We start from the raw sequence: 15536 nt of genomic DNA on the forward strand, positions 1-15536 counted from the left end.
TTAGACTAAAACACTTTTGTCCCATCCTTTTTATTAAAAGAGGGAGGGTAGCAGCGGTCATATGGACTTGCTCCAAGGTTCACAACCACTTGAAGGTCCGTCCCTCTAAACTGTGCTATTATCACTTTGGACAAATCGTTTATGGATCCATACTTTGGATCGCCAGCGTTTGAGCATGATGATGCCCCGGAGCCATTCATCGGCAATGAAGGAGATCCAGATGCCGATAAGTCCGAGCCCAAACCAGATTCCGAGTATATAGGAGAGTGTAACGCTTACTCCCCACATGGATAAGATCCCCATATAGACCGGGAAGCGTACGTCACCGGTTGCTCTTAGTGCGTTAATGACAACTAAATTGAAGCTTCTGCCTGGTTCGAGAATGATGGTCAGGTAGATCAATGTTTTACCAAGAGAAATGATTTCTTCATTGTTTGTAAATATTCGCAGTAGCGGTTCCGCTGCGATAGAGAAAATTCCGGCCATAATAAGAGAGATGAAAATAGCAATCTTTAAACTTTTCAAACACCGTTCATAGGCACTGTCAAATTGTTTTGCTCCGATCATATGACCAATGATAATTTGAGTTCCCTGACTGATTGCTACGCTGAATAAAAAGATAAACATCATCAGGTTTTGTGCATACACCTTGGTGGTCAATGCGTTCGTCCCGATACTTGCAATGAAATACGTAATGACCATTTGTGAGCCGTTATAAGATAAATGTTCTCCTGCAGAGGGAATCCCGATGCGCAATAAATTTTTCACATGAGAAATGGGTAAACGAAAAAGACTCTTGATTGGAAGAGCATTGGGGATTCGTTTGGTGATCACGATGATGCTCACTATGAATCCGATGAGTCTCGAAGCAATCGTGGAAATTGCTACCCCTTCCACTCCTAAAACAGGAACACCAAATGGACCAAAGATAAATAAATAGTTCCCGATCACATTGATGATATTCATTCCGATCGTGATGTACATGGCGTCTTTCGTGTAGCCATAGCTCCTCATGATGGAACCGGCTGTCATGATCAAGGCCTGGATAAAGGCGAATCCTCCAACGATTTTCAAATAAGAAGATGCTTCATCCATCAGTGATCGGGGAAGATCCATTGAAAGCAAAATCGGTTCACTGAAAAACACAAGGGCGATACTAAGGAAGAGACCGAATCCTAAGTTAACGGCAATGGAAATGATGGATACTTCTCCAGCCAATCGGTCTTCCCGGGCTCCCAGATGCTGAGCAACAAGAATGGCAGTACCTGTAGCGACAAATCCAAACATGACAATAATGAGAGAAAGGATTTGATTGGAAACCCCGACTGCTGCAACAGAATCATCTGAGTACTGACTTAGCATTAACGTATCGGCATTTCCCATCAGCATATGAAGAAAGATTTCAATGAAAATCGGCCAAGTCAAGGCAAAGAGGGTCATGTTTTTTTGATTCTTGCTCATAGATTTCTCCTTTAGCTGGCCAGGGATATGCACCTGGGCATTCTTTACAATTTAAATAGATAAGGGGACTAACCGTTAAGGTGTAGTCCCACTTTTCACGAACTAAGTTTTTTTAAAATTTCAGGATGGCAAATCCATACCCTTCGAGTGCCACTTCGATGGACTCTGCTTCAGCGGCAAAATCTTCTCCACTCCACAGATTCGTGATTTTCTTTCCTCTTAATTCGAAAGGAAGAGAGAAGGTGGTCGATTCTTCACTGCAGTTTAATAGAACAAATATTGTTTCCTCTCCGTTTGATTTGGTGAAGGAAAGGCAATGTTCATGAAGGTCACCTGGTAAAAACGTCAGATTTCCTTCGTTACTTAACAGTGGATATTCCTTACGAAGAGAGATATGTTTTTGTATATGCCCGAAGAGCTCTTCATTATGTTGATCTTGTTCCCATGGGAAGCACTTTCGGCAGCCAGGATCCTGGTCACCGGTCAAGCCGATTTCATCTCCATAATAGATACAAGGTGTGCCTGTAAAGGTGAGCATGAAAGTGTAGATTTGTTTAGCTCGCCGGATATCATCGCCACACTCTGTTAATGCACGCGGTGTATCATGACTTCCAACAAGGTTGAAATTCACTTCGTTTACGTTCTTAGGATACATATGAACAACCGAAGTCATGTTTTCAACAAATTGAGAAGCAGAGATTGTTTGGTGAGCGAACAGATTCAATAGGTTTGTCGTGAAAGGGTAGTTCATGACAGCATCGAATTGATCTCCCCGTAACCAAGGCATTGAATCGTGCCAAATTTCTCCTAAGATATATAGATCCGGTTTTAACCCCTTCACTTCTTTTCGGAATTCACGCCAGAACTGATGATCAACTTCATTAGCAACATCCAGGCGCCATCCATCGATATCAAATTCCTTTATCCAGTATCGGCCAACTTCTAATAGATAATTGCGAACCTCTTCATTTTCAGTATTTAACTTCGGCATGGAAGGTTCGAATGCAAAGGTATCATAATTAGGCGGATTACTTTCTATATCCAAGGGAAATTCGTTTACATGAAACCATTCTTTATAAGGAGAGTCCTCACCGTTTTCAAGTACATCCTGGAACTGGTCAAAATAGAAGCCGCTATGATTAAAGACAGCATCCAGCATGACTTTAATATCATTCTCATGACAGACTTTTATTAATTCCTTCAATGTTTCTTTCGTCCCAAACTGTGGGTCGATTTCGAAATAATCAATCGTGTCGTATTTATGATTGGAATGCGCTTTAAAGATGGGGGTAAAGTAGATTCCAGAGATCCCAAGCTCTTTTAGATAAGGAATGTTCTGGATCACACCTTCTAAATCCCCTCCGAAGAAATTGGTTGGAGTGGGCTCTGTGCTATCCCAAGCCAGTGTTCCTTCAGGATCATTCTCAGTATTCCCATTTGCGAATCGCTCAGGGAAGATTTGATACCATACTGTATCCTTCACCCAAGCCGGTGCTTGAAAAACATCGATGGTATTCAAGAACGGGAAGCAGAAGTAATCCCCGATATCAGTAGAAGGGGCCACATTAAATCCTTTTTCTCCATAAAAGACTTCTTCCGTTTCGTCATGCAGAAGGAAACCATAACGAAGACGTCTGAAAGGAGGTGAGATGGGAGCGAACCAATAATCAAACAGGTGATCAGTTCCGGTTAAAATCATCTCCTTACGATCAAATTGCCATTTTCCGTCTTCCCATTGATAAGGATCTCCGTGCAGGAGTGTGACGTTTTCTACATCATTCTTCTTCGTACGAATCCGTATGTGTAATTCATCCTTTGTGCAAGCGTATGCATAATTATCTTTCGGTCTATGATAGATGGCTTCCAGTAGCATCGTATATCCTCCTCTTTTTCATTCCATTTAAAGAGTATTCTAAACCAACAATGTTGTCAATAATAGGTCTATAATCTAGTAAAGCGTTTTCTTTCCTCTCGGGCTAACATAAAAAATTTTCAAAAAAGTATTGTCAAAGTAGATTTAGTTTGTATAATAAGAAGTAGGTTGTGCAATCGTTTTCACAAAGAATGTAAGCGATATCTTTAGAGATTAAGTCATAGTATGTGCAAGCGTTTGTTCAGTCTAACGGAAAGCTCAATATTTTTTACCATACTTAGGAGGGGTCGAGATGAAGAAAGCGTTATCATTATTGATGGTAATCATGCTTGTACTAGGGGCGTTGGCTGCTTGTGGTCCTAATCGTGAAGAAGGGTCAGGGAACAACGACAGCGGAGAGAAAAAAGCTGACGATGCAAACAAACCTGAAAAACTGGTTGTCTGGGAAGATCAAGAGAAAACTGGATGGCTGGATGAAGTAGGTGCTAAGTTCGAAGAAGAAACTGGCATCAAAGTTGAAGTGAAAGAAGTCGAAATGGCTACTAAGATGAAAGAACAATTACGTTTAGACGGTCCTGCTGGAACTGGTCCAGACGTTTTAACATTACCACATGACCAAATCGGTGAGCTTGCTCTTGCCGGTCATATCGCTGCTTTAGAAGTTGAAGGAGACGTTGAAGAGCGTTTCACTGAGTCTTCCATGACAGCGGAGAGCTATGATGGAAAACTTTATGGTCTTCCAAAGTCTTCTGAAACTCCAGTATTCGTTTATAACAAAGAATTAATGGAAGAAGCTCCAAAAACAATGGATGAAGTATACACGTTCTCTAAAGACTTCACTAAAGAAGGGAACTACGGTTTCTTAGCTCTTTGGGATAACTTCTATTTCGCTCATGCACCGATCGGTGGATTCGGCGGATATGTATTTGCTGAAAAGGATGGAGCATTAGATGCGAAAGATCTTGGTTTAAACAATGAAGGTGCTGTAGAAGGTACTGAATATATTCAAAAATGGTACTCAGAAGGGTTATTCCCTAAAGGTATCGTTGGTGAAAATGGTGGATCTGCAATGGACGGTCTGTTTGGCGAAGGGAAAGTTGCTTCTGTCATGAATGGTCCATGGTCTTTCCAAGGTTATAAAGATGCAGGAATCGATATCGGTATTTCAGCTATGCCTAAGCTTCCAAACGGAGAGCCAATGAAAACGTTCATGGGTGTTAAAGGCTGGCACGTATCAGGATACTCTGAAAATAAAGAGTGGGCTCAAAAATTCATCGAATTCATCACTCAAGATGAGTATGCAAAATTACGTTTTGAACAAACTCAAGAAGTTCCAACAAACCAAGGGTTGATCGACGACCCTGCGATTGCAGAAAATCCAGGAGCTAAAGCAGTTGCTGAGCAATCTCAATATGCGGTTCCAATGCCAAACATCCCTGAAATGGGAGAAGTTTGGGGACCAATGGCTGACTCACTTCAAACCGTTGTGACAGGCAAACAAGAACCTAAAGCGGCTCTTGATGCAGCTGTAAAGCAAATTCAAGAAAACATAGATGCAAATCATTCAAACTAATGAATAAATATAGCGGTACCTTCTCAACCTGAGAGGTACTGCTATCCTTTTAAAGACCTATTCAAGGGCTTTTTAAGGAAATAACCACTTCTTTTCTTAAAAAGCTCTTGAAGCTTATCAAAATTGTGAACGTAGAAAGGGGAATATAGGATGGAGCAAAAATCCTATCAAACAAAACATAGAAAAACAGCACTGGCCCTTTCCCTAATCCCTGGATTAGGTCAGATGTATCATAGACAGTTTCTAAAAGGCGGATTCTTCCTGATCATGACAGCCGCTTTTATCCTTGTCTTTAGAGATTTGATCGGCTACGGATTATGGGGGATTACAACGCTTGGGACAGACATCTCATACGGAGATCATTCCATTTTCTTAATGGTATACGGCATCCTTGCAATCATCGTATTAATCTTCGGAATCGGATTCTACTTATTTAATCTTCGGGACGCATATAAAAACGGAGAAAAGAGAGACAGAGGAGAGAAGCTAAGTACGATTCGGGAACAGTACAGAAATTTAGTGGACAATGGCTTTCCATATCTCATTATGTCTCCTGGATTTTTATTACTCGTATTCGTAGTCATCTTCCCGATCATCTTTGTTATCTTACTGGCGTTTACAAACTATGATTTGTATCACTCACCACCGGCTAAATTAGTCGACTGGGTAGGAATTCAAAACTTTGTTGATATTTTCAAGATTGATATTTGGAGAGAAACATTCATTACCGTATTAGCTTGGACACTTGTTTGGACATTTGGTGCCACAACGCTTCAAGTTGCCTTGGGTGTATTCCTTGCCATCCTGGTCAATCAAAAGGATTTAAAAGGAAAAGCAATCATTCGTACCGTGTTCATCTTACCTTGGGCCATCCCGGCTTTCGTTTCCATACTGGTCTTCGCTGGTATGTTCAATGAATCTTTCGGAACGATTAACCGAGACATCTTAGGATTCTTTGGCATTGAAGGTTTACCATGGATGACTGAACCGATGTATACACGAATTGCCCTGATTGGTATTCAAGCCTGGTTAGGCTTCCCATTCATCTTTGCAATGACAACGGGAGTTCTTCAATCGATTCCTGATGAGCTTTATGAAGCAGCAACGGTTGACGGGGCATCAGCCTTCCAGAAGTTCAAGAACATAACTCTGCCGCTTGTGCTTTTTGCAACAGCACCAATCATCATTACGCAATACACATTTAACTTTAATAACTTTAACGTTATTTACTTATTCAATGGCGGAGGACCTGCCCTGACAGGACAAAATGCAGGTGGAACTGACATTCTGATTTCCTGGATCTACAGTTTGACTATGACATCCGCGCAGTATTCGAAAGCCGCTGCCATCACATTATTATTATCCATCATCGTTATTACAGTAGCGATCTGGCAGTTCAAGAGAACGAAATCATTCCAAGAAGAGGATATGATGTAATATGAATATGAAAAGACAGAAACTCATACGCTTAACATTTTCGTACCTGGCCATCGGAATAATGTTTGCCATCATTCTATACCCGGTTGCATGGATCATCGGTTCTTCCTTTAACCCAGGTCAAAGTTTATCCGGTTCATCCATTATTCCTAAGAATGCAACACTGGCACATTATAAGGAACTATTCGATCTGGAGCAAAGTAATTATATGCTTTGGTACTGGAACTCATTAAAAGTAAGTTTATCAACAATGGCACTTACTGTTTTACTGGTAAGTTTAACGGCTTACTCATTCTCACGTTACCGTTTCGCCGGACGTAAGAATGGATTAATGACATTCCTTATCCTACAAATGATTCCTAACTTTGCTGCATTGATTGCGATTTTCGTTTTAGCACTATTAACAGATCTATTGGATACTCATATTGGATTGATTCTTGTATACGTTGGTGGACAGATCCCAATGAATACATGGTTAATGAAAGGGTATCTGGATACGATTCCGAAAGAGCTTGATGAGTCAGCGAAAATGGACGGAGCGGGACATTTGCGTATCTTCTTCCAAATCGTCATGCCCCTTGCGAAACCGATCATTGCGGTAGTTGCACTGTTTTCATTCATTGCACCATTCGCGGACTTTATCATTGCAAGTATCTTGTTGCGTTCAGAAACAATGTATACATTACCGGTTGCCCTTTATGATATGGTAGCAAAACAATTTGGAGCAGAATTTACAACATTCGCTGCTGGATCTGTTTTAATTGCCGTACCAATTGCTCTATTATTCCTGTTCTTCCAGAAATACTTCGTTTCAGGATTGACGGCAGGGGGTACAAAAGGATAATCTTATAGGCGTTACTAACAGTTTTAGGAGGAGCGGAGATGAAAAGAAGAGTATTATCTCTCATTTTAGTCCCGTTTCTTCTTTTTTACGCCCTTCCGGTAGGTGCAGTTGAAAAAGAAGAACGAAGATGGCAGGATGAGACCATTTATTTTCTAATGGTCGATCGCTTTAATAACGGGGATACGAGCAATGATGTACAAGTGGATACGAAGGACCCTAAAGCCTATCAGGGCGGGGATTTTCAAGGTGTGATCGATAAGCTGGATTATATTAAGGATATGGGATTCACCGCCATATGGCTGACTCCGGTCTTTGATAATCAACCGCTGGGTTATCATGGGTATTGGATTACAGATTTCTATAAGACAGAAGAACATTTCGGATCAATGGAAACGTTCAAAAAGCTGGTGGATGAAGCCCATAAGCGCGATATGAAAGTGATGTTGGACTTTGTTGTAAACCATGTCGGAGCCGAACACCCTTGGGTGAATGACCCTGAGAAAGCGGACTGGTTTCACGAAAATCAGCCGATGAACTTTGATAATGAAGAAAGCGTTCAAAATGCGTGGTTATATGATCTTCCCGATTTAAATACAGAAAATCCCGAAGTGAAAAACTACTTATTTGACGCCGCGAAATGGTGGATCGAAGAAACGGATATTGACGGCTATCGATTGGATACTGTTCGTCACGTACCCAAGGAATTCTGGACTGAATTCAGCGATGAGGTTAAGTCAGTCAAGGAAGATTTCTATCTTCTTGGTGAAGTGTTCGATCGTGATCCCCAGAAGATAGCGAAATACAATGATGTAGGCATTGATGGATTCGTTAACTTTCCTCAAGCAGAAGAAATGCGTTCTGTATTCCAAAAACCGGATACTTCGATGGATCGCTTATTTAACTTTTGGAAATACAACGAAACGTACTATGACGATCCCTATTTAATGGGAACTTTTATCGATAACCATGATATGGAACGTTTTACGAGACTGCTCGTTCAAGAGAAGATCTTCCCGGGTACCAGATGGAAGCTCGCTCTAACGTATATGTACACAACTCCCGGAGTTCCAATCGTTTATTATGGTTCGGAAATCGCTGTCGATGGTGGAAATGACCCGGATAATCGCCGCTTTATGAATTTCAGGGCAGATGAAGAATTAATCGATTATATCACTCAATTAGGAAAGATCCGTCAAGATTATCCTGCCCTGACCAGAGGGACCATTGACCCCATCTATGAAAAAGACGGGATGGGAATATTTAAGCGTGCTTACGGTGACCAAACACTCATAATCGCGATTAACAACACTAGTGAATCTAAAAAAGTTCAATTGAGTGAAGAAGAATTAGCGGAAAATAGTGAGCTGAAAGGGTTACTAACCGCAGACCTGGTTCGTAGTGATAAAGATGGAAATTATACAGTCGTACTTGATCGTGAAGAAGCAGAGGTTTATTCCCTTAAACAGAAGAGTGGATTGAACTATCCTTATCTATTAGCACTCGGCACGGTGTATGTCCTTTTCTTACTCTTTATTTATCTTGTATGGAAGCGTGGAAGAAAGAAAAAGCAGTCATAATTTCATCGAGGGCTCTATCTATGAGCCCTGTTTTTTCACATTTTTAAGAATAATAAAATGGAAGCGTTTTAATTCTCTAATAAAATAGAATAAAGCAGCCCTCGACACGTAAGAGGGTAAGCTTTTTAAAGAGGGGGGTGGAATGAATGGCGGTCACCATAAAGGATGTTGCAAAGCTTGCAAACGTAGCTCCATCTACGGTTTCACGTGTTATTGCAAATAATCCAAGAATCAGCGAGAAAACAAAGCAAAAAGTAAGAGAAGCGATGGAGCAATTAGGATATCATCCTAACTTCATTGCAAGGAGCTTGGCGAATCAATCAACTCAAGTATTGGGTCTTGTATTACCGGGTTCAGCTAGTACTTTTTCACAAAACCCATTCTTTCCAACAGTTTTAAGAGGACTAAGTGAAGGGGCACAGGAAAAACAATACGCACTTCAAATGTCCACAGGTCAATCTGAAGAAGAAATTTACGAAGGTGTCGTCCAAATGGTTCAAGGGGGAAGAGTAGACGGTATCATCCTTCTATACTCGAAAGTTGAAGATAAGGTGATGAACTACTTAAAGGATCGCGACTTTCCCTTTGTTGTTGTAGGTAAGCCTTACAAGTATTGTGAAGAAATCACCCATGTAGACAATGATAATTACAGAGCAACGAAGGAAGTGACCGATTATCTCCTGAAGCTGGGTCATGAATGTATCGGGTTTATCGGGGGGGACCTCAATCTTGTTGTAACCGTTGAGCGTCTATTAGGTTATGAGAAGGCTTTGCGGGATGCTGGAATTGAAATGAAGGACGAGTATATCATTCATGAAGAATTTCTCCGTGAAGGAGGGCGTGAAGCCATTAATGAGCTGATGCAATTAAACGATCCTCCAACGGCTCTGGTAGTGGCCGATGACTTAATGGCATTAGGCGTACTGAACACACTGGATGAAATGGGCATCCGAGTGCCTGAAGATATCTCCATTGTCAGCTTCAACAATGTACTGCTGGCCGAAATGTCCCGTCCACCGCTTACATCAGTGGATATCAATATATTTAATCTTGGTAACGAAGCGGCTAAAAGTCTTATTCAAAAGATTGAAAACCCGAAAGAGCCGATCAAGAGAATCATCGTTCCACATCAGCTCGTTACAAGATACTCTTGCAGTGAGCGAAAAGTGAAATCATAATAAAAAGCGACTGAAACGTTGGAATCTCCACTTAATGGGGAATCATATGTTTCAGTCGCTTTCATTTTATCCGTTAATAACCGTCCCGCCATTAATATGAATCATCTGTCCTGATACGTAACTTGAATCTTCGCTTGCTAAGTATACGTATGCAGGTCCTAATTCATAAGGCTGTCCAGCACGTCCGAGTGGAGTATTGGCTCCAAATTGGGATACCTTTTGAGAGCTGAAGGTGGACGGAATCAGCGGAGTCCAAATCGGGCCAGGTGCCACGCCGTTTACCCTGATTCCATCAGATGCAATGTTTTCTGCAAGGGATCTCGTGAAACTTACAATGGCACCCTTTGTAGAAGAGTAATCAATCAAATCCTTATTCCCTTTATAAGCTGTGATGGAAGCCGTGTTAATGATGGAAGCCCCCTTTTTTAGATGAGGCAATGCTGCTCTTGTTAAGTAGAACATAGAGAACACATTCGTTTTAAAGGTACGCTCCAACTGCTCGTCACTTATATCCGTCAGTCCTTGTTGAGGATGCTGTTCAGCTGCATTATTCACAAGGATATCAAGCTTCCCGAACTCTGAAATCGTTTTGTTCACGATGTCTTTACAAAATGTCGAGCTTCCGATATCACCTGACAGCAGGATACATCTTACGCCTTCAGCTTCCACTAATTCCTTCGTTTTATTCGCATCTTCATGTTCATCTAAATACGAAATGGCGACATGGGCGCCTTCCCTGGCAAAATACCAGGCGACCGATCGTCCGATCCCGCTGTCTCCTCCGGTAATGAGAGCGACCTTCCCGTCTAACTTCCCACTGCCTTTATAATTTTGATCCGTATGAATCGGTTGGGGGTTCATCTCATCCACAGTACCCGGCTGATGATCCTGATGCTGTGGGGGAAACGTTTGCTTCTGGTTTTGTTGTTGTGACAATGAAAACACTCCTTTGATGATTTGGGTTATCTTAGGATAGTGTTTACCCGGAAAAAATAATTATTAACATGTTTCTTTTGGGAGGTTAATCAAATTTATCGGTCGATTTGACGTGTGCTGCAGTTATGTGGATTTGGGACGAAGGCATTTGATATGTGATTGAGCCGTGATTGAAGGAAATTCAGTCAATTTTTAGCGGAATCCGGCCGCTTTCCCGGAAAATCCAGCCGTTTTTGAAGAGAATCCAGCCGGAATCGGAAAAAATCCGGCCATTTCCACAAAAAATCCAGCCGTTTAACAGAAATATCCATCATAAAAGTGCATACTCATACAAAAAACAGGCCCTCCAAGAGAAGCCTGCCTACAATTATTTCTTTTCCATTAACCCGGCACCCTTATACCCAATCATATTCAACAACCCTTTTGGAGAAGAGAAGGGAGGGGCATAGCATGTTTCAAGTTCCTGGAGATCGGTAATGGTCAGGCCTCCATAAATGGCAGTAGCAAGAACGTCGATTTGCTTGTCTATCCCTTCGCCGCCCACAACATTTCCTCCAAAGATCTTTCCGGTGTCAGGACAAAAATGGACTCTCACATACACATCATGAGCACCGGGGTAGTAGCCTGCATGTGACTTTCCTTTATGCACGGATGTTTTATACGAATAGCCCTTTTCATTTAATTCTTTCTCGCCTAATCCTGTGGAGGCAATGGATAGGTCGAATACCTTCGCAATAGCAGTACCAAGCATGCCCTTGAAAGGTACAGGGTTTCCTGATAGGTGTCTTGCGATAATGTAAGCTTGTCGATGGGCAGGCCATGCAAGGGGAACCTGCTTAGGGGACCCGTCAATAAAATCGATGGACTCTACCACATCCCCGACTGCATAAATGGAAGGGTCGTCTGTTTGCATAAACTCATTACTGACGACACCACCTGACTCTCCTGTAGATAAACCGGCTTCTTTAGCAAGAAGGTTATTAGGCTTTACGCCTACCGAAAGAAGAATGAAGTCAGACTGAAACGTCTCTCCGCTATCCAGTTTCAGGGTACACTCCGGCAGTACCTCTTTCAGTCCATCCTTCGTGTACAAATTCACACCTTGATCTGTGATATGCTCTTGCAGTTTGATGGCGGTTTCTTCATCGATTACACTGATCACATGTTCCGATCTTTCAACCAGGTTGACTTTCATCCCTAAATGAGTGAAGTTCTCGGACATTTCAACTCCTATGTAACCCCCGCCGATAATGGTACAGACTTTTGGCTTTGAGGTTTCAACGAATTGTTTGATCCTGTCCATGTCTTCAACGGTTCTGAGATGGAAAGCCGGGATTTTATCAAGTCCCGGTATGTCAGGGATAAAGGGGGAAGCCCCTGTTGCGATCACGAGGTAATCATATGCTTCTTCGTAATCCTGGTTTTTGTCATGATCCCTCACCAGTAAAGATTTTTTATCCCGATCAATTTTCATCGCCTCATGATGCATGCGGACATCGATGTTTTTTTTCGTATGTAATTTTTCAGGGGTGGCTGCAAAAAGACTTTCTCGGTCTTTAATGACGTCACCCAGGTAATAAGGCATTCCACATGCCCCGTATGAAAGATAGGATGTCTTTTCAAGGAGAATGATCTCTATTTCACTATCCAGTTTTCTAATTTGTGATGCAGTGGTGGCACCGCCGCCGACCGCCCCTATGATGATGACTTTTTTCTTCATGTTTTTCCTCCTAAATGAAAGAAGTCTAATGGATATATTGTACCCATTAGACTTCTTTGAAAAACCGGATTAACGGAAGTTTACGTACTGCACATCAATTGAAAGGTCTGCTTCACGGATCGCAGCGATGATTTTTTGAAGATCATCCTTACTTTTTCCAGTGACGCGTACTTGATCATCCTGAACCTGACTCTTCACCTTTACGCCGGAGTTCTTGATAAGGGTGTTGATTTTTTTCGCATTTTCTTTATCGATTCCTTGAACGAGTTTCGCACGCTGACGAACGGTCCCGCCTGAAGCCCCTTCAAGCTTGCTGTAGTCAAGATTCTTAACAGGAACATTACGCTTGATGAGTTTGCTGAGAAGAACATCCTTCAACTGATTCATTTTGAATTCATCATCAGAAACGAGGACGATTTCCTCTCCATCTAATTTAATATCACTCTTACTTCCTTTAAAGTCATAACGTGTTTGAACTTCCTTCAACGCAATTTGAATCGCATTACTCACTTCAGACATATCCACTTTCGATACAATATCAAATGAACTTTCCTTCGCCATATGTAACCCCTCCATAGTATTATCTCTTTTCATTATAGACAAGCTTTGAAGGTGCATACAACTTCTACGAAACGAATGGGAGAGTTTTTTTAAAAATATCGACCATTGACCAATAATCAGACATTTATTGCTGATCATTTCTTATTTTCCAGTCTACTCTACAAAAAAAGCACTAGCTCAATTAAGAACTAGCACTTTCTCCTATCAAAGCGCAGGACTGCCCGCGGCAATCCCTTACAAATGATCCGTTTTCTTAGAATACTGATTCTTCCCGGCTTTACGGTTCACTTCTTTGATTTTATTCTTCTCCTGGCGCAGGGCGTTGTTATCCTTGGCCTTTTTTTCGTTATCAGATGTATGTGGCATAGTCATTCTCCCTTCGAGTATCATCTTCTCTCATAGTATGAGGAAGAGGAAGGGAGTTTATGAGTGTTCGTTTAAGAAAAATATGGCTAGGGTGCCTGTGCCTGTATGAGAACCTATGGCACATCCAATAATACTGATATATACATCTTTTGGTGAAAATTTTTCTTGAATGAGCTTTTTCATTTCAAGGGCAAGCTCTTCGTCGTCACCATGACTGATGGCGATGACCTGGTTTGAGAGATCTTCACCGCGTTCTTCCATTAAGTCAAGAATTCGTTTAAGAAGTTTCTTCTTTCCACGCAATTTTTCAATCGGGACGAGCTTTCCGTCTTCAACATGTAGAAGAGGCTTAATGTTTAACAGTCCCCCAAGAAAAGCTGATGCCTTTGAAACTCTTCCGCCTTTGGCAAGGTATTCAAGATCTTCTACGGTAAATAGGTGTTCCATATGCTCTGAATGGAATCGGGAGGCTTTGATAATCTCTTCTTTACTTCTTCCCTCCTGAAGAAGTAAAGCGGCTTTCATTACGACCAAGCCGTAGCCAAGGGAAGCGCATTTTGAATCGATGATGGTCAAATCAAGAGAAGGGTGCTCTTCTTTCACCTGATCACGAATCATGACAGCGGTTTGATACGTCCCTGACAATTGTGAGGAAAAGGCAATGTAAACACCGGGTTGATTGGCTTCTGCAAGCTCTGTGAACTTCTTCAGGAAAAGATCAGGTGATACTTGCGACGTTTTAGGCATATGTCCTTCTCTGATTTTATTGAATACGGTTTTCGGCTCGATGGTGACCAAGTCTTCATAATCTTGACCATCAATATGTACTTTCAGTGGCAAAAGCTCTATGTTGTGTTGGTTGAAATATGAAGCAGGAAGGTCGCTTGCACTATCAGCAAATAATTTTACTGTCATCCTAATCATCCTTTGACTATTCTATATAGCTTTAGTCTAGCTATTTTTCATGAAAATGACAATCTATAGAGCATGAATTCAAGGTAAAAAGTATCATTGTTCTCTTAAAGGGTGAATATCAGGGGGAGTTTAGTTAAGATGAATTGTGGAACATAGAAAATAACAACTAGATGTGGGAGGTCTGTCAATGTCGAGAAATCATGTTCAGTTAGAAGCGAAGAAGTTTTTCGTAGTGTTAGTAGGGGCAGTGCTGGGGGCCATTGCCATGAATTTTTTCCTGATACCGGCAAATGTTTATGCAAGTGGTTTTACAGGATTGGCTCAATTATTATCAAGTGTGTTAAAAGAATTTGCGCCATTCAATATTTCAACAGGTATTTTATTATTTATCTTAAATATTCCTGTAACGATTCTGGGGTGGCTTAAGGTTGGCCGTTCCTTTACCGTATATAGCTTCATTTCTGTATTTCTGACGTCCTTATTCCTGGAAGTGATCCCTGTAATTAAATTATCGCCCGATATCCTGCTAAACGCCGTCTTTGGAGGGGTCATTGCCGCGGTGGGAGTTGGAATCACGTTGAAATGGGGTGCATCCACTGGAGGTATGGACATTATCGCCATGATTCTTTCCAGAATGAAAGATAAGCCCGTAGGAACCTATTTCTTTCTTATGAATGCGGTTATTATAACTTCTGCAGGATTTCTTTATGGATGGGAGAAAGCGTTATACACGTTGGTCACGTTGTATGCTTCAACGCGTGTCATTGATGCCATCCATACACGACATGAGAAATTGACAGCGATGATTGTGACAAAGAAATCCAATGAATTAAGAGAAGCCATCCATTCGAAGCTTGTCAGGGGAATTACGACCCTGCCTGCAAAAGGGGCATTTTCCGGTGAAGACAAGGAAATGCTGATAATCGTCATTTCACGCTATGAACTGTATGAGCTTGAACATACCATTAAAGATGTAGATCCTAATGCATTTACCAATATCGTGCAAACGACAGGGATATTCGGTTTCTTTAGAAAAGATTAGATTCTTTAAAATAACAAATACTACAGGTGAACCTAGATAGAAAGGGGTATCAC

Annotated in this window: 13 protein-coding genes; 6 read left to right on the plus strand and 7 right to left on the minus strand. The window is 41.5% G+C overall.

Translation table 11 applies throughout. The annotated features are described in order from the left end of the window. Nucleotides 1-105: 105 nt before the first annotated feature. On the minus strand, nucleotides 106-1461 hold the full coding sequence (locus tag Q1B03_RS08075) for an MATE family efflux transporter (protein WP_299740189.1): 1356 nt from the start codon (nucleotides 1459-1461) through the stop codon (nucleotides 106-108). A 112-nt stretch (nucleotides 1462-1573) separates the two neighbouring features. Continuing rightward, entirely contained in the window at nucleotides 1574-3334 is a 1761-nt protein-coding gene (locus Q1B03_RS08080; protein ID WP_299740191.1) for an alpha-glycosidase, read from the minus strand. 292 nt (nucleotides 3335-3626) lie between these two features. Between Q1B03_RS08080 and Q1B03_RS08085 the strand changes: the two genes are divergently transcribed. The 5 genes from Q1B03_RS08085 (at nucleotide 3627) to Q1B03_RS08105 (ending at nucleotide 9943) form a co-directional block, all read left to right on the plus strand. Then, nucleotides 3627-4907, plus strand: coding sequence for an extracellular solute-binding protein (locus Q1B03_RS08085; RefSeq protein ID WP_299740193.1), 1281 nt, complete (start codon nucleotides 3627-3629; stop codon nucleotides 4905-4907). Nucleotides 4908-5057: 150 nt separating this feature from the next. Next, nucleotides 5058-6344: a carbohydrate ABC transporter permease gene (locus Q1B03_RS08090; protein WP_299740195.1), complete on the plus strand. Its 1287-nt coding sequence runs from the start codon at nucleotides 5058-5060 to the stop codon at nucleotides 6342-6344. 1 nt (nucleotide 6345) lies between these two features. Continuing rightward, nucleotides 6346-7188 carry a sugar ABC transporter permease gene (locus tag Q1B03_RS08095; RefSeq protein ID WP_299740196.1) on the plus strand — a complete coding sequence of 281 codons (843 nt, stop codon included), beginning with the start codon at nucleotides 6346-6348 and terminating at the stop codon, nucleotides 7186-7188. Nucleotides 7189-7226: 38 nt separating this feature from the next. Continuing rightward, complete coding sequence (locus tag Q1B03_RS08100; RefSeq protein WP_299740198.1) at nucleotides 7227-8765, plus strand: alpha-amylase family glycosyl hydrolase; 1539 nt, start codon at nucleotides 7227-7229, stop codon at nucleotides 8763-8765. Between the two features lie 146 nt (nucleotides 8766-8911). After that, the gene (locus Q1B03_RS08105) at nucleotides 8912-9943 is read left to right on the plus strand and encodes a LacI family DNA-binding transcriptional regulator (protein ID WP_299740200.1); all 1032 of its coding nucleotides are present in this window, start codon (nucleotides 8912-8914) and stop codon (nucleotides 9941-9943) included. A gap of 66 nt (nucleotides 9944-10009) precedes the next feature. Here Q1B03_RS08105 and Q1B03_RS08110 read toward each other — a convergent pair whose 3' ends face one another. The 5 genes from Q1B03_RS08110 to Q1B03_RS08130 form a co-directional block, all read right to left on the minus strand. After that, entirely contained in the window at nucleotides 10010-10879 is an 870-nt protein-coding gene (locus Q1B03_RS08110) for an SDR family oxidoreductase (RefSeq protein ID WP_299740202.1), read from the minus strand. A gap of 367 nt (nucleotides 10880-11246) precedes the next feature. Next, on the minus strand, nucleotides 11247-12599 hold the full coding sequence (locus Q1B03_RS08115) for a CoA-disulfide reductase (protein ID WP_299740204.1): 1353 nt from the start codon (nucleotides 12597-12599) through the stop codon (nucleotides 11247-11249). Nucleotides 12600-12668: 69 nt separating this feature from the next. Further along, nucleotides 12669-13160, minus strand: a complete 492-nt coding sequence (locus Q1B03_RS08120) for a YajQ family cyclic di-GMP-binding protein (protein WP_299740206.1) — start codon at nucleotides 13158-13160, stop codon at nucleotides 12669-12671. Nucleotides 13161-13394: 234 nt separating this feature from the next. Then, on the minus strand, nucleotides 13395-13526 hold the full coding sequence (locus tag Q1B03_RS08125; RefSeq protein WP_098353057.1) for a DUF3941 domain-containing protein: 132 nt from the start codon (nucleotides 13524-13526) through the stop codon (nucleotides 13395-13397). Nucleotides 13527-13583: 57 nt separating this feature from the next. Continuing rightward, nucleotides 13584-14441 (minus strand): DegV family protein, encoded by an 858-nt coding sequence (locus tag Q1B03_RS08130; protein WP_299740210.1) that lies wholly within the window; start codon nucleotides 14439-14441, stop codon nucleotides 13584-13586. 187 nt (nucleotides 14442-14628) lie between these two features. Here Q1B03_RS08130 and Q1B03_RS08135 point away from each other — a divergent pair, with 187 nt between their 5' ends. Further along, nucleotides 14629-15483: a YitT family protein gene (locus Q1B03_RS08135; protein ID WP_299740212.1), complete on the plus strand. Its 855-nt coding sequence runs from the start codon at nucleotides 14629-14631 to the stop codon at nucleotides 15481-15483. Nucleotides 15484-15536 lie beyond the last annotated feature (53 nt).

The sequence above is a fragment of the uncultured Rossellomorea sp. genome, from assembly GCF_947488365.1.
Classification (GTDB): domain Bacteria; phylum Bacillota; class Bacilli; order Bacillales; family Bacillaceae_B; genus Rossellomorea.